The sequence below is a fragment of the Tateyamaria sp. genome, from assembly GCF_039945315.1.
Classification (GTDB): domain Bacteria; phylum Pseudomonadota; class Alphaproteobacteria; order Rhodobacterales; family Rhodobacteraceae; genus Tateyamaria.
Genome location: NZ_JBDUXB010000060.1, coordinates 16,606 through 30,695 on the forward strand (window position 1 = coordinate 16,606; position 14,090 = coordinate 30,695).

Consider the following 14,090-nt stretch of genomic DNA (forward strand, 5'->3'; position numbering starts at 1 on the left):
CCCTAAACGGTGTCGAGGTAGATTTCTGTCTGCTCTTCCACACTGAGTTCGCTCATGTCGCGTATCTCTTGCCGCTTTGTCATGACCATGTTGCGGATCAGTTCCGGGTCGAAAATGCGCTCAGTCTGTTTGTCCGTTTCAAAGGCATCGATGGCCGCGCCCCACGTCATTGGGACACTTGGCAAGTCTTGCTCATAGGCGTTGCCGGTGATGGGCGCAGGCGGATCAATCGCATCTTCGATCCCGTTCAAGGCCGCACCCAGGACGGCGGCGATGGACAGATATGGGTTTACGTCGCCGCCAGCCAAACGGTGCTCAATACGGCGCGCCGCAGGTGGGCCAGATGGAATGCGGATCGCCGCTGTGCGGTTCTCATAGGCCCACGCGATCCCTGTGGGCGCATGTGCGCCGGGCACGAACCGTGCATAGGAATTGGCGTGAGGCGTAAAGATAAGCGTCGATCCGGGCATGCCTGCAAGACAACCCTGCACAGCATGTCGCAACATCGCGCTGCCTGTGGCGGAGCCATCATCAAAGACATTCCGACCTTGTTCATCCAGCACCGAAAAATGCATGTGCAATCCGTTGCCCGCATAGTCTGTGTAAGGTTTGGCCATGAAAGACGCAGCAAACCCATGCCGCCGCGCCAGTCCCTTCACCAACATCTTGAACAGCCAGGCATCATCGGCCGCCTTCAATGCATCTGCACCGTGCATCAGATTGATTTCAAACTGGCCCAGACCGGCCTCGGAAATCGAGGTGTCTGCTGGGATATCCATTGCCTCGCAAGCATCATAAAGCTCGGAGAAAAAGGCGTCGAACTGGTCAAGCGCGCGCAATGAAAGAATCTCACCTGCGATACGACGCTTGCCAGAGCGAGGCGAAGGCGGCACCCGCAGCCGTTGGCCTGCGTCATCGATCAGAAAGAATTCAAGTTCCACCGCAACAACGGGTGTAAGGCCTTTGTCTTTGAAACGCTTTTGGACAGCGGCCAAGGCGTGGCGGGGATCTCCCATAAAGGGGCGGCCATCCTCGTGATACATCCAGATCGGCAACAAGCCCGACGGCGTATCAAGCCAAGGCATCGGCATAAAGCCTCGTTCGGTTGGGCGTAGAACACCGTCACGATCACCAGATTCCAGCACCAACGGGCTGCCCTCAATGTCTTCCCCCCAAATGTCGAGGTTCAGCACAGACATTGGAAATCGGGTGCCCTCACTGGACACCTTGTCTGCAAAGCGCACGGGCATCCGCTTGCCCCGTGCCACGCCATTGAGGTCAGACGCTGCCACCCGGATTGTGCGGATGTGGGGGTTTTCGATCAGCCAGTCGTGCATGGGTCATCTTCTCTGATTTTAAAAATCCTCCCCGAAGGGCCGGTATCGACCAGTCTAACGGATGAGGTTGGGGCGCACCCGTAGTTTCTGGTGGCTGTTGGCCGGAAGGTGGCGGTTCAGGCGCCCGTTGATCAGGCCGAACCCTGCAATAATCACCAGCGTGAGCATGATGAAATACATTGCTAGGATCGGGTATGGCACAAACGGGTTGAACGTCTTGTCCGCAAAGTAGCTCGCGTAATAGAGTGCATCGCCTCGTTGCTGCCAGGCCGGAAAACCGGAGAAGTACACAAGCGTTGTGGCGTGGAACAGGAAGATTGCCTCGTTGGTGTAGGCAGGCCACGCAAGCCGCAACATGGTAGGAAAGATGACCCGGCGAAACCGCAGCCACCCGGAAAGTCCATAAGCGTCCGCAGCCTCGACCTCGCCCTTGGGGATGGATTGCAATGCACCGTAGAAAATCTGTGCGGAATAGGCAGCCGTGTTGAGAAACAGCACGATCAACGCACCGAGCCATGCGGCCGTGAAAGGCGAAAAGACGGGGTAGACGCCCTTGAGGCTCAGGAACAGGAAGTAGGCAAAAAAGAACTGGATAAAGAGCGGCGAGCCCCGGAACAGAAAGATGAACCATTCGGCGGGCAGGCGCAGCCACGGGTTTGACTGTCCCTTGGCCAGCGCAATGGCAATGGCGAGGAAGAACCCGATCCCAAGCGCCATGATCCCGAAATAGACATTCCAGATCATGCCCGACCCGATCAGTGTGAACTGTTCGCACAAGGTAAAGTCACTGCGCGGTAGCAGGCGTTCGCCAAGGCCGACGGAACGCAAGGCATAAGCCTGGATGGTTTCAATGCACGACATCAGGCAGCCGCCTTACGTTGTGCTTCACCGCCCGATGTGGCCTGACCGCGTGTCAGGCGCGCCATGATCCGACCAAGGATCTTTTCCGAGCCCCACGTCATGAACAGATAGAAAATCAGCAGAGCGAGAAAATACCACATGCGCCAGTCACCATGGGGGTAATCTGTAAACTGTGGAGTTTTTGTACCGCCCAACTCGCGGGCCCAATAGACAACGTCTTCGATGCCTAAGAGGAACAGAAGCGGAGTCGCCTTGATCAGAACCTGCCAAAGGTTGGAGAGGCCGGGTAGGGCGTAGACCCACATCTGTGGCACCAGCACCCGCCAGAAGGTCTGGCGCGGGCTCATGCCATAGGCCTCTGCAGTTTCCAGCTGGGCCCGAGGTACGGCGCGCATGGCGCCAAAGATGACGTTGGCGGCAAACGCGCCGAATACCAGAGCGAAGGTGATGACTGCCAACCCGAACGCATAGGTCTGATGGACGACCTGAGGCGCCGTGCCCAAGGGCAGTTTGGCCTGTGGGCACACGAGGAAATCGTTGCCTTGTCGGATGGGATCGGTCCAGTCCGGACACAGGACCTGATGGCGCAACCATTCAAAGCCCTGATCCAGTGCAATCACAAAGAACAGGAAGAACGCGATGTCGGGTACGCCGCGCACGATGGCGATGTAGCCCTTGCCGAACCATGACAGTGGCGCAATGGACGACCGCGCCGCCATCGCCCCGCCAAAGCCAAAGGCGAGCGCCACGGGTGCGGTCACGGCCAGAATGCCAAGTACTTTCAGGAAACTGTAGTAGAACGAGAAATGCACACCCGTCGTCAGGTAGCAGGTCAGCCACTGTAACGTGGCGAGCGTCTCCGGGTCAGTGCAATAAGAAAACATCTGGATCAAACGAATGGGCGGGGTCAGGCCCCGCCCATCTCTTTTCATTAATACTGCGCGGTTTCTTCACCGAACCACTTGACCAGCAGTTCGTTCAGCGACCCGTCCGCCTTCATCTCCGTGATGATTGCGTCGAACTTTTCCTTCAGCTCTGTGTCGGATTCACGCAGGCCCATGCCCACACCGCCACCAAGGGGAACGTCGGGGCCAACAAACATCAACTCACCACCGGCCGCTTCAACGAGAGGTGCGAGGTAGTCGCGGTCAGCAAATACGGCGTCCGCTTCACCGTTGCGCACGGCGGCGACGGTTTCTTCCGGTGTGGCGAATTCGACCAGTGTCGCACCGCTTTCGGCAATGTAACCAGCTTGAATGGTCGCCGTTTGCGCGGCCACAACGCCACCATCAAGGTCCACACCTTCGGCTGCTGCCACATAGGCAGAAGCGGTGGGTGGGAAGTAGTCCTGGGTGAAGTCGATGACTTCGTCGCGCTCATCCGTGATGCTCATGCCGGCCATGATCGTGTCGTAGTTAGACGACACGAGGTTGGGGATGATGCTGTCCCAGTCGTTCTTGACCCATTCGCAGGTCAGTTCGGCACGTGCGCAGAGCTCGTCGCCAAGATCGCGTTCGAACCCGTCGACTTCGCCGGCATCGTTGATGAAGTTGTAGGGGGGGTAGGCGCCTTCGGTGCCCATGCGCACGACGGAATGGCCGTCTGCCATGGCGAAAGTGGCCGTCATGGCCGCCAATGTGGTGCCAAGAAGAAGAGATTTCATGAGTGATTACTCCCGTTTTTGATTTTAGTTACGCAGCGTGGGTCGCAGAGAGAAACCCGCGCAGGCGTTCGGATTTGGGTGTGCCAAACAGATCCTTTGGCGCCCCTTGTTCTTCGATAAGGCCCTGATGCAGGAACACGACGTGGTCAGAAACGTCGGCGGCCAGTTTCATGTCATGGGTGACGATCAGCATGGTGCGGCCCTCGCTCGCAAGGTCCTTGATCACGCGCACGACTTCCTGTTCCAATTCAGGATCGAGCGCAGATGTCGGTTCGTCAAACAGCAGGGCTTCTGGCTCCATGCACAGCGCCCGGGCGATGGCGGCCCGCTGTTGCTGGCCCCCAGAAAGCTGTGCGGGGTAGACGTCGCATTTGTCGCCAATGCCCACCTTGTCCAAATAGGCACGCGCAGACTTTTCGACCTCTGCCGGGTCCCGGCGCAACACGGTGACCGGCGCTTCCATCACGTTTTGGAGGATACTCATATGGGCCCACAGATTGAACTGCTGGAACACCATGGACAGGTTGGTGCGAATGCGTAGGACCTGTTTTGGGTCGGACGGGCGGCGGCCATGGGCCTGTCCCGTCCACGAGACCGGTTCGCCCTTGAAGAGCACATCACCTTGTTGGCAATCCTCAAGCAGGTTGCAACACCGCAGCAACGTAGATTTGCCGGAACCTGACGAGCCAATGAGCGACACAACGTCGCCGCGGTTGGCTGTGATATCGACACCCTTCAGCACTTCAAGAGACCCATAGGCCTTGTGAAGATTACGGATTTCGATGACGGGCGGGTTGGTCAATGGGCAGGCTCTGGTTGGACAGTCATCGGGTACAGGGAAGCAAATTGCGGTGCATGTCCACCCTCAAAGTGAACGATATCGACCGCAACTGCCCAATTTGACGTAGGGTGATGACGTTTTGGTCAGGGCAATGGGGGGATTGGGAGGGCGCGATAAGACTCTTGCGGAATTTGTGCCAACCCTTTGAGCATGAGGATATCGCGGTCCTCGGCAGACAGACCATCAATGGCGCGGGTCACTGCGGCGGCAATGGGCTTGGGGTCGGCCGTGCGGCTGGTGATGAAGGGCAGTCCGGGGGTCGGTTCGGTACGAGTGAACGCCTCGAGGTCGGCAAAAACCTGAGGTTCGGCATAATCCCACATAAGGTAGGTGATCGCGTCAATCGCCGCATAATCGGCGTGACCCGCTAAAACCGCGCGGGCCGAGGCCAGATGGGCCCCGGTCTGCATCGTTTCGACTGGACCCAAACCGAGATCTGCCAGATAGGCGACAGGTGCCGCCCATCCAGACTGCGACAGGGGTTCATTGAAGGCAATGGTTCCGCCGTGGACCAAGTCACGAAGGTTACGGGTCTCGCCCCTCCGACGCACAAGATAGCTGTAGTAGTACCCCTTCGGGCAGTCTCGCAGTCCGTAGTCTGGGGTGCCCACCAGATTGACCTGATCGAAAAGGCGTGCGCGGTATGGCAGCCCACAGGTCTGCGCCAACACAAGGTCCAACGATTGCCACGCCGTCCATGGATCAATGGAGCGGTCAATGTTTTTGGGCCCTGCACCCAAGTCATCGCGGATTGCAGCCCAAAGCCGGTCATAGGCCGATGCAGCGTGCGGCATGTCATACATGCCGAGAAATGCGATCACCTTGACACGCGTTGACGGGCGCGGGCGCTGTCGGGATCTGAGATACCAAGAAGGTTCGCGACGAGGCGCAAAAGCGCGTCTTCTTCCTTGGCGCGTTTTCCGTCAGCCAGCACGACTTTCCACAACGCTTCGATCACGCCAAGACGGTCGTCGTAAGCAACCGCATCCTTGATCGCGCGGGTAAAGCGAACTGTGTCGGGCGCGGCGGTTTCCATTGCTTCGGCCTCGGTGCGCAAGGCTGTGGCATCAGCTTGGGAAAGCGCATAACGATCCTGCGTGATCTGTTCGATCAGCGCGGTTTCGTCACTGCTGTAGTGGTTGTCTGACCGCGCGACACGTACCAGCAAGGCCGTGAGGGCCAGACGGGCATCCGCGTCGGTGATAGGGTCGGGCTGCGGTTGGATAAGTCTGTTGAGAAGATCTTGGAACATGAGTTGCATATACGCACGGTCGCCTGATTAGCCAAGCGCGCGCGACTTAATCGCCGCACTGTCTTCGGGGGTGATACCTATGGCGGCCTCAATCTGGTGCAACATGGCCTCTTCGATGTCGGCGTGTTCCTCGTCAGCCAGCAGGACCTGCCACATGCAGCGCGCCAGCATAAGGCGATCATCGTAAGGCACTGTTTCCCGCAGAATCTCAGCGTATTCAGGTGTTCCGGGCGCATGCCGTTCCAGCGCTTCGCAGGTGGCGCGCAATTTGGCAGCCTCCAACGGTTTTAAACCAAAGGTCTGTGACAGAATTTTGTCGATGGCTCCAACCTCAGCTGCCCGATAATCCCGGTCGGCCATCGCAATGCGCATCAAGAGTGCCCCGAGCGCGAGTTGCGGGGTGGGTTCTGGCAGAGTTGGCGTTTCCTTTGGCCGCTTGGGAAACAGGCGTTCGAACATGGGCCGGGCTCCTCACTTTAACGTGTCAAAGCGAGTTTTCAGTGTTGTGGCCTCGCTCGCAAGTCCAAAGGGAGGGCGAATGACAAAGAGGCCGGAGCCGACCATGCCGTGACCCGGTCGCGCGGGTGGAAAACGTACTTCGCTGCGCAAGGCCTCTGGGTGGTTGTTTTCCAATATTTTCAGCATATTATGGTGCGCACCTGATGTCAGAATCGGGTACCACAAGGCGATGATGCCGACGTTCCAAGCCCGGTCGTATTTTTTGATGTGGTTTGGAATGGTTTGATAGTCGTCCTTGATCTCAAAGCTGGGATCGATCAGCATGAGACCCCGACGCGGCGTTGGGGGCAGCATCGAATGGGCCATGGCAAAGCCGTCTGTCTTGCGGCAGGTGGCCGTGGGCAGGGCCAGTTCGAGGTTCAGATGCTCTGTGGGGTGCAGTTCGGCGAGCGTGATTGTGTCGTTTTCTCGCAGCATCTGAACAGCTATGAGAGGCGAACCTGGATAGGCGGTTTCGCCATGTGTTCCGGTGGTTTGCGCGAGCGAACGCATGTAGGGGTGATTGTCGGCAAACCACGCCTTGGCGCGCGTGATCCCTTGGGCCGCTTCGCCGGTTTTCAGCGCTTCATCCGCGCTCAGATCATAAAGCGCGCGGCCAGCATGGGTTTCGATGTAACTGAGCGGTTTGTCCTTGCGCGTGAGGTAGCCGATCATCCACGCCAAGAGGCTGTGCTTGTGCACGTCTGCAAGGTTTCCGGCGTGGTAGATGTGCTGATAGCTGAGCATGGGATGCGGTGTAGCGGATTGGACCGCACGCGCAACGGTTAACGGCATGTGGCGCACGCGCTTCGGCGAAGCGTGGGTTAACGCCTGTGGAATAGGGCCGAAAGGTCATACACGGGCCGTACACCGCGCGTGCACAACCTGTGCACCGCTGATGCACCGCAGGTAAGGTTAACACTGCGTGCGGTCGACAGGGTTAATGAAGCGTGAAGGTCTCAGACGCATAAGGCCCAAAGCGGACGTTTGGTGATAAAGCAGCTTCTGGCACGCCCCGCAGCGAAAGGCGGGGATGAGTCCAAAGTGACGGTCTGACAACGGAGAACAGCCGCGCATCGACGGGCCGCGGGATGGCGACGACACGCTCATTCCCGAGCGGTTTATGGATCAAGGATATCAAGACGCGGGCCTATCGCGTCAAGGTTCGCCAAATCGCCGTGCCGGGGGGCGGCCCGGCGATGCGCGGCGGCCTACGGCCTTGATCCCGCGCATGGGTTTCGCTGGGGCGCCGTTCACTTGATTAGTGTGCACGTTCAGCGAAGGTCTCGATTGTGCCCAAAGGCACTGATGCGGCGGTTCGTTCCAATGACGGCTTTGTGAAACCGGCTCTCGTATCCGCGCTTATCTGTGTATATCTACAGAGGTAAAGGTAGGTTCGATCGAAAGATGGTGTTCAAAACTACGCTTGGGGAGCATGCATCAAAGCTCGTTGAAGATGCAGACTTGCGGATCGACGGGATGCTAATGCAGCGTTGGTCTCCCCCGGTTCGAAATGAAGCGCAACTCCTAGCTGAGGTTCAAAAAGACAAGAAGGCGCTTGATACTGAACGCCTTCTTAGACAACTACGCAAAGTAGATGTGCCAAGTGTCGAAATCCATAGCAGTCTTCAAGGAACGTTTTCGCTTGCGGCGGTTGGTACCGTAACTAATCACTTCCGGCACAGAGGTATTAAAACATCTTTGGTCATACACCCAGTCCCATCAACTGTTTCGGAAGGCCAGAACACAATCACTTCGATAAGGCTTGCTGACAGTCATACTGCCAAGCTTGATTGGCCTAACCTAGCCAAAGACCCAGACAGTTTCGGCATCCTGCGTGAACTCGAAGATGCAGTATTGAGGCTACGAAGGGAAATCGAAGGCATAAATGACCCCCATGTGGCAGACTCTCGCGTAAGAACTTCAAAGGCATTTCTAGAATCGCTTTCGGCCTTTCTGGATGATGATGGGGGGCTAGGCCCAGATCAGGTTCCCGACGCAATTCTCCAAAATCTCAAAGAAAATCTATTGCAAGTCAATTGGTCGAGTGTTTCAACACATGCTCAAAAGTGGGCAGATACTATTATCAAGTTCATAGACAAGTTATTTGGATAGAAACCTTCGAATAGTCTCCCTTTGAGTAATTGCCATTGGCGCAGCCGCAGCGAAAGTCAGCTTCGTCCCGCCATACGGCAGTTCGCTTGCGACATGGAGAATGGCCGCTTCTGGCCGCTTGATAGGTCCCGACTCTAACGCCACCACGCAAAACCGAGCGGCAACTTTGCGACAGCGCCTGCGTCTCACAAGAGAAGTGTCCAGACGAGTCCCGGTGGTTTCGACCCGGTATTGGGCGTCTCACTCTGGCACGCCAATCCGAGGTATCCGTCCCAGCTGTCCGCACGTCGATTCTGCCGCGATGCGGAGATACTGCGCCCGTGCGTGCGCGGGGCGGTGATTTACACCATCACCAATTCGTCTTCGCCTTCCGCACCTTCAAAGGCGCGCACGGCCTCTGCTTCGCGCTCGATCATCTCGAGCGACTCTTCCGCCGACAGGAACAGGTTTTCGATCGTGCCCTCGTCCGGGATCGATGACATTTCTTCGCTCATGGCCACCACAGGCATATCCAAATCGTTTTCGAAGACATCCAGTTTGACGTTTTCGTCGCCGATGTTCACCACCATCTCATACGCCGTGTTCAAATCGCCGCCCTCGAAGCGGACATTATAGACGCCAGCGTCCAGGGCGAGCGAATACCCACCTGAGTCCCATGTCGATGTTGTGTAGACGTCTTCACCCTGCCATGCGGTGATGTGGACACCGCCCTGACCTTCGCCGATGTCGTAGAAATCATCATTGTCGGCATCGTCGATCACGACCCCTGTCAGATAGGTTTGGTCGTCATTCGAGAACTTTTCTGTCACGACCATGGCGGTAGGGTAGGTCGGGCCCGGATAGGACCACTCGCCCCAATCGACACCGATGCCTGCCACAGTATGGCTGTCTTGCAGCATTCCAAACTGGTGGCCGTCGGATTCCCACAGACCTGCGTGGCTTTCATCAATCCAGCTTTGTTCATCCGACACCGAAGCCGCGCTTGTCCACCGGGCCGAGATGTTTTCCCAAACGCCACGACCTGACCAACCTTCATCCTGTGCGCGATCCGTCGGGCCATCCCCATCAGGATTGGTGTGGGCAAAAAAGTCGCGATCGAGCATGTCCGCGGAATGGTTGTCTGCGGTGGCTGACAGGATCGGATGGACAGCGAGCGCCTGCTTTGGTGCGGTTGACACGCCGGAATCTACCGCGTCGCCGGTGCGTATCTCTTCTGCTTCGGGGTCGAGGCGGGCCCGGTTCACGAGTTCGAGCATGTATTGTTCCTGCGCCGTCAGACCCGCCCAATCCAGATCATAGGCACTATCGGGCAGATCAGGCGCGTCTGACGAAACCGGCGCTTCAGCGACAGGTGTGGGTGGCGGATTACTTGCTGCAGGAGGATCTTCCTCTGGAGGGGTATCGTCGCTCTCGTCCGAGACCGCGGGCACCGGATCAGTTTCGATTGGGTTTTGCGCCGGTGCAGTGGTGGCGGAACTACTGCCGCCTCTACCCGCTGCGGCCAAGGCACCGCCGCCGAACAAGACAAGGATCAGGTTCAAAATGGGTGGCATCTGCGATTTCTCCTGCAGCCAAAGACCAATTTGACACTCGAAAGAGGTATCGAGCGTTAACCATGTAAAAGCCTGAATTCAGGCTCAATTAGGGCGATTTGTATCGAACTTGGTTAAAGGTTTTCAGCTGCGCAACACTTGTTTCGCTCTGGTGTTTTTTTCTGTTTTGTGCTCCAATTGGCTGAAATTAAGCGCAAAAAGGAGTGGAATTCCGCCGGTGTACGGCAAGTTTCCGCGTGATTTTTCTATGTTCCTGTCGCCGGGACGCAATCGGAAATTCGCTTTGATCTGCCCTATCATGCGAAGCTTGGTCAACGCAGAGAGTGGTAGTCTGTTTTCAGACAGGTATTGGGATGTGCGTCAGCGCTTTTCTCCGAGGATGCTGTCCGAGTTATGCACAACAGATCATCCTGCTTGGCCCGCTCGAAGGGATATCAGCGCGAGCTGCTCGGTCTGCGTTTTTTTCCCATGCGCCAGGTGAGGTAGGCCACCCGCGCGGTTGCAGTCAGCACGAGGATACTCAGACAAATCTTGGTGATCAGTTCCATCGTGCCGTTGATCAGTGCCGCATGTGCAACCGTGGTGATTGCTATGATCACGGCCAACCCCACATGCACGCGCCGCCAAGTCAGGGGCCGCACATTCATCCGGCGGCGCAAGATGGCCACCAGCGCAGCGCCGAATACCGCCCACATGGCGATCACGCCCCAGTGCGAAAAAGGGGTGGGTGAAGCGAACAACAGAGCGTCCATTACGTCTGGCGGACTGGTCAGCCAGAGCCCGGCGATATGCCCAACAACGGCCAGAAACAGGACCCCCCCGATCGCGCGGTGTACCTTGCGGCTGCGCGACATCCCCGACGCAGGCAGATCACCTGCAGCCAGCAGTGGCTGTATCAGCAAAAGCCCCATGGCCAGAATCCCGGCAAAGCCCGAGGCGATGTAGATACCGCTGCGCCATTGCAGTTGTGGGCTGAAACCGGCCGCCACAAGTGGGGCGCTAAGGGCAAGCGCCAGCGCGATCCAGATCAGGGCTGTACGCATGGGCGAACTTTCAGGATTAAACGTCAATCAGACGGGTTGCAGCACAAATTCGACGTGCAGCGTGGTGTCGGACGATTTTCTCAATAAAGGACGCAGGAACACGGTTTGGAAGCCGGCTGTCCCGTATTCATTGTCATAGCCCAGATGCCCGTGCGCCTGCCCAAAGGCGGGCACGATCTGCGGCATGTCCATCCGAAAGATCCCGTCGGCATCCGTCAGTGTAGCCCCGTGGCTGTGCTTGTCGCGTTCATGTCCTTCGGTGGTGTGTGCCCACATCTGGATGCGCATGCCCGGCAAGGGCGCGCCATCACCGGCGCGGCGCACGCTGCCTGTCATCAGGAATCCACCGCCGCCTATGCGATCCACGATCGGAGCGCCGGGGCGGTAGTTGTTTGCTCCGCCGCGCATCGTCGGGGTTACTTTGACGCTTGCGGCGGCCGCCGGCAGCAGCCCGGTAGCGGGGGTCAGCAATGCAGCGGCCCCGGTGGCAAGCATGGTGCGGCGGGCAATCGAGGGGGTGGTCATGGACGTGTCTCCTCTGAAAGGTTCAGACAAAAGGTAAGGCCATGACGCACACGATAAACCGCTATGACGGCTTCGTGAAGGGGGGGGGCGGCGGTTGGGGTCAGACCAGTCGGGACACGTCCTTGGCTGCGCGCACGAAATCTTCGAACAATGGGTGCGGGGCGAAGGGTTTTGATTTCAGTTCCGGGTGGAACTGCACGCCGATGAACCATGGGTGATCCGGCCATTCGACAATCTCGGGCAAGCGCCCATCCGGGGACATGCCCGAAAACTTCAGCCCAGCCTTTTCCAGTTGGTCGCGGTATTTGATGTCCACCTCGTAGCGGTGGCGATGGCGTTCGTCGATGTTGGTCGTGCGATAGGCGTTTGCCGCGCGGCTGCCTTCGGTAAGGACCGCATCATAGGCCCCAAGTCGCATGGTGCCGCCCTTGTCGTCGCCCACTTTGCGTTCGACCTTGTGATTGCCCTGCACCCATTCCTTGAGGTGATAAACGACGGGTTCGAAACGCTTTTTCCCAGCCTCGTGGTCAAATTCTTCGGAACCGGCGGTTTTGAGGCCTGCCACGTTGCGCGCGGCCTCAATCACGGCCATCTGCATGCCCAGACAGATGCCTAGGTAAGGCACATTGCGGGTGCGGGCGAATTCGGCGGCCTTGATTTTACCTTCGGTACCGCGTTCGCCAAATCCGCCGGGCACGAGGATGGCGTGGAACCCTTCGAGATGGGGCGCGGGGTCTTCGCGGTCGAACAGTTCGGCGTCTACCCAATCCACCTTGACCCGGACACGGTTGGCCATGCCACCGTGGGTCAGCGCCTCGGCAATGGACTTATAGGCGTCTTCAAGCTGAGTGTATTTGCCGACGATGGCGACATTCACCACACCTTCGGCGTTGTGGATGCGGTCGCTGACGTCTTCCCACTTTGTCAGGTCGGGTTTTGGGGCAGGTGAGATTTGGAACGCGTCCAACACTGCCTGATCCATGCCTTCGCGGTGATAGGCGAGGGGGGCATCGTAGATGGTGTCGAGGTCTTGGGCCGCGATCACCGACTCGGGGCGCACGTTGCAGAACAGGGCCAGCTTCTCGCGTTCTTTGACCGGGATCGGCCCTTCGGAGCGGCAGACAAGAATGTCAGGCGCAATCCCGATGGAACGCAGTTCTTTGACGGAGTGCTGGGTGGGTTTTGTTTTCAGCTCCCCAGAGGCTTTGATGAAAGGCAGGAGCGTGAGGTGCATGAAGATGCACTGGCCGCGCGGCTTGTCCTGAGAGAACTGGCGGATCGCTTCAAAGAAGGGCAACCCTTCAATGTCGCCCACGGTGCCGCCGATCTCGCAGAGCATGAAATCGACTTCGTCGTCCCCAACCCCGATGAAATCTTTGATTTCGTTTGTCACATGCGGGATCACCTGGATGGTTTTGCCGAGGTAGTCGCCGCGCCGTTCCTTTTCCAAGACGTTTGAATAGATGCGCCCCGAAGACACGGAATCGGTTTTGCGGGCCGCAACGCCGGTGAAACGTTCGTAGTGTCCAAGGTCGAGGTCGGTTTCGGCACCATCATCGGTGACAAACACCTCGCCATGTTCAAAGGGCGACATCGTGCCGGGATCGACGTTCAGATAGGGGTCCAATTTGCGTAGGCGAACCGAGAAACCGCGCGCCTGCAGCAATGCTCCAAGAGCCGCTGATGCGAGACCTTTTCCAAGGGATGAAACAACACCGCCGGTGATGAAAATATAGCGCGCCATATGGTGGGGTCTCCCGTGGTTCTTGTTTGGCAAAAGGCCATTTGCGGGAGGCTTAAAAAAGCGTTCCCCACGGGACCTCAGTATATAAGGATTCGGGTCTTGGGGGCAAGACATGCGCTACATGATGTTGTAGCGCGTTGTTTGCCCTCAAGATTTCGTTAGTCGGCGCTGGGTACCAGCGGTGCATCATCGCCTGATGTGGGTGGCAAGAGGTCGCCACCGGGCGGTACCAGATCGTCGGCTGGTGCGTTTTGCGCAGGTGGCGTGATGCCCAGCTGGTCTATGACGGAGGTCCCGGCCGCTTTTTGCGCCGCGATGATTGTAAGCGTGATCGATGTGATGATGAACGCTATGGCCAAAATCCATGTCACTTTGCCCAGAGCCGTGCCCGCAGGCCGTCCGGTGGCTGCACCACCGCCGCCGCCCATGCCCAGACCGCCGCCTTCGGAGCGCTGCATCAGCACCACGGCAATCAGGCCGAGCGCGAGGAACAGGTGGACGATAAGAACGACGTTTTCCATAGAGGGGGATCAAGGCCTTTGCTGCGCGATTGGGGGTATCTATGCAGAAATGCAGTGCCCCGCAAGTCGCCTTTCGCGCCAATGTGACGACGTGACGACCGGGCGGCACATCTGGGGGTGGATTTCCGCAACAACAG

Annotated in this window: 15 protein-coding genes; 1 reads left to right on the top strand and 14 read right to left on the bottom strand. The window is 58.0% G+C overall.

From position 1 onward, the window contains the following. Positions 1–2: 2 nt before the first annotated feature. The 9 genes from ABJD00_RS19715 to rlmJ all read right to left on the bottom strand — a co-directional run bounded on the left by ABJD00_RS19715 (position 3) and on the right by rlmJ (position 7,199). Positions 3–1,337 (bottom strand): glutamine synthetase family protein, encoded by a 1,335-nt coding sequence (locus ABJD00_RS19715; RefSeq protein ID WP_413831082.1) that lies wholly within the window; start codon positions 1,335–1,337, stop codon positions 3–5. A 54-nt stretch (positions 1,338–1,391) separates the two neighbouring features. Beyond that, a complete protein-coding gene (locus ABJD00_RS19720) occupies positions 1,392–2,198 on the bottom strand; it encodes an ABC transporter permease (RefSeq protein ID WP_413831084.1) in 807 nt (268 codons plus the stop codon). Beyond that, the gene (locus ABJD00_RS19725; protein ID WP_413831223.1) at positions 2,198–3,082 is read right to left on the bottom strand and encodes an ABC transporter permease; all 885 of its coding nucleotides are present in this window, start codon (positions 3,080–3,082) and stop codon (positions 2,198–2,200) included. The genes ABJD00_RS19720 and ABJD00_RS19725 overlap by 1 nt, the downstream gene beginning before the upstream one ends. Positions 3,083–3,129: 47 nt before the next feature. After that, the gene (locus ABJD00_RS19730; protein WP_413831086.1) at positions 3,130–3,861 is read right to left on the bottom strand and encodes a transporter substrate-binding domain-containing protein; all 732 of its coding nucleotides are present in this window, start codon (positions 3,859–3,861) and stop codon (positions 3,130–3,132) included. Positions 3,862–3,889: 28 nt separating this feature from the next. After that, entirely contained in the window at positions 3,890–4,663 is a 774-nt protein-coding gene (locus tag ABJD00_RS19735; RefSeq protein ID WP_413831088.1) for an ABC transporter ATP-binding protein, read from the bottom strand. Positions 4,664–4,785: 122 nt separating this feature from the next. Further along, a complete protein-coding gene (locus ABJD00_RS19740; RefSeq protein WP_413831090.1) occupies positions 4,786–5,523 on the bottom strand; it encodes a phosphate/phosphite/phosphonate ABC transporter substrate-binding protein in 738 nt (245 codons plus the stop codon). Beyond that, a complete protein-coding gene (locus ABJD00_RS19745) occupies positions 5,520–5,954 on the bottom strand; it encodes a TerB family tellurite resistance protein (protein WP_413831092.1) in 435 nt (144 codons plus the stop codon). The genes ABJD00_RS19740 and ABJD00_RS19745 overlap by 4 nt, the downstream gene beginning before the upstream one ends. Positions 5,955–5,981: 27 nt before the next feature. After that, on the bottom strand, positions 5,982–6,413 hold the full coding sequence (locus ABJD00_RS19750; protein ID WP_413831094.1) for a TerB family tellurite resistance protein: 432 nt from the start codon (positions 6,411–6,413) through the stop codon (positions 5,982–5,984). 12 nt (positions 6,414–6,425) lie between these two features. Then, positions 6,426–7,199, bottom strand: a complete 774-nt coding sequence (rlmJ, locus tag ABJD00_RS19755; protein ID WP_413831225.1) for a 23S rRNA (adenine(2030)-N(6))-methyltransferase RlmJ — start codon at positions 7,197–7,199, stop codon at positions 6,426–6,428. A 660-nt stretch (positions 7,200–7,859) separates the two neighbouring features. Between rlmJ and ABJD00_RS19760 the strand changes: the two genes are divergently transcribed. Further along, a complete protein-coding gene (locus tag ABJD00_RS19760; RefSeq protein ID WP_413831096.1) occupies positions 7,860–8,567 on the top strand; it encodes a hypothetical protein in 708 nt (235 codons plus the stop codon). Between the two features lie 341 nt (positions 8,568–8,908). Here ABJD00_RS19760 and ABJD00_RS19765 read toward each other — a convergent pair whose 3' ends face one another. The 5 genes from ABJD00_RS19765 to secG all read right to left on the bottom strand — a co-directional run bounded on the left by ABJD00_RS19765 (position 8,909) and on the right by secG (position 13,953). After that, a complete protein-coding gene (locus ABJD00_RS19765; RefSeq protein WP_413831098.1) occupies positions 8,909–10,120 on the bottom strand; it encodes a CAP domain-containing protein in 1,212 nt (403 codons plus the stop codon). A gap of 434 nt (positions 10,121–10,554) precedes the next feature. Continuing rightward, the gene (locus ABJD00_RS19770; protein ID WP_413831100.1) at positions 10,555–11,163 is read right to left on the bottom strand and encodes a ferric reductase-like transmembrane domain-containing protein; all 609 of its coding nucleotides are present in this window, start codon (positions 11,161–11,163) and stop codon (positions 10,555–10,557) included. A gap of 27 nt (positions 11,164–11,190) precedes the next feature. Further along, on the bottom strand, positions 11,191–11,688 hold the full coding sequence (locus ABJD00_RS19775) for a twin-arginine translocation pathway signal (RefSeq protein ID WP_413831102.1): 498 nt from the start codon (positions 11,686–11,688) through the stop codon (positions 11,191–11,193). Between the two features lie 100 nt (positions 11,689–11,788). Beyond that, positions 11,789–13,432, bottom strand: a complete 1,644-nt coding sequence (locus ABJD00_RS19780) for a CTP synthase (protein ID WP_413831104.1) — start codon at positions 13,430–13,432, stop codon at positions 11,789–11,791. Positions 13,433–13,590: 158 nt separating this feature from the next. Further along, positions 13,591–13,953, bottom strand: coding sequence for a preprotein translocase subunit SecG (gene secG, locus ABJD00_RS19785; protein WP_108837013.1), 363 nt, complete (start codon positions 13,951–13,953; stop codon positions 13,591–13,593). Between the last annotated feature and the right edge of the window lie 137 nt (positions 13,954–14,090).

What these genes read in the sequence shown, in the direction of transcription:
- ABJD00_RS19730 (WP_413831086.1), bottom strand. Translation starts at nt 3,861, where the DNA reads ATGAAATCTCTTCTTCTTGGCACCACATTGGCGGCCATGACGGCCACT.
- ABJD00_RS19780 (WP_413831104.1), bottom strand. Translation starts at nt 13,432, where the DNA reads ATGGCGCGCTATATTTTCATCACCGGCGGTGTTGTTTCATCCCTTGGA.
- ABJD00_RS19765 (WP_413831098.1), bottom strand. Translation starts at nt 10,120, where the DNA reads ATGCCACCCATTTTGAACCTGATCCTTGTCTTGTTCGGCGGCGGTGCC.
- ABJD00_RS19770 (WP_413831100.1), bottom strand. Translation starts at nt 11,163, where the DNA reads ATGCGTACAGCCCTGATCTGGATCGCGCTGGCGCTTGCCCTTAGCGCC.
- ABJD00_RS19715 (WP_413831082.1), bottom strand. Translation starts at nt 1,337, where the DNA reads ATGCACGACTGGCTGATCGAAAACCCCCACATCCGCACAATCCGGGTG.
- ABJD00_RS19725 (WP_413831223.1), bottom strand. Translation starts at nt 3,082, where the DNA reads ATGTTTTCTTATTGCACTGACCCGGAGACGCTCGCCACGTTACAGTGG.
- ABJD00_RS19745 (WP_413831092.1), bottom strand. Translation starts at nt 5,954, where the DNA reads ATGTTCCAAGATCTTCTCAACAGACTTATCCAACCGCAGCCCGACCCT.
- secG (WP_108837013.1), bottom strand. Translation starts at nt 13,953, where the DNA reads ATGGAAAACGTCGTTCTTATCGTCCACCTGTTCCTCGCGCTCGGCCTG.
- ABJD00_RS19760 (WP_413831096.1), top strand. Translation starts at nt 7,860, where the DNA reads ATGGTGTTCAAAACTACGCTTGGGGAGCATGCATCAAAGCTCGTTGAA.
- ABJD00_RS19750 (WP_413831094.1), bottom strand. Translation starts at nt 6,413, where the DNA reads ATGTTCGAACGCCTGTTTCCCAAGCGGCCAAAGGAAACGCCAACTCTG.
- rlmJ (WP_413831225.1), bottom strand. Translation starts at nt 7,199, where the DNA reads ATGCTCAGCTATCAGCACATCTACCACGCCGGAAACCTTGCAGACGTG.
- ABJD00_RS19775 (WP_413831102.1), bottom strand. Translation starts at nt 11,688, where the DNA reads ATGACCACCCCCTCGATTGCCCGCCGCACCATGCTTGCCACCGGGGCC.
- ABJD00_RS19720 (WP_413831084.1), bottom strand. Translation starts at nt 2,198, where the DNA reads ATGTCGTGCATTGAAACCATCCAGGCTTATGCCTTGCGTTCCGTCGGC.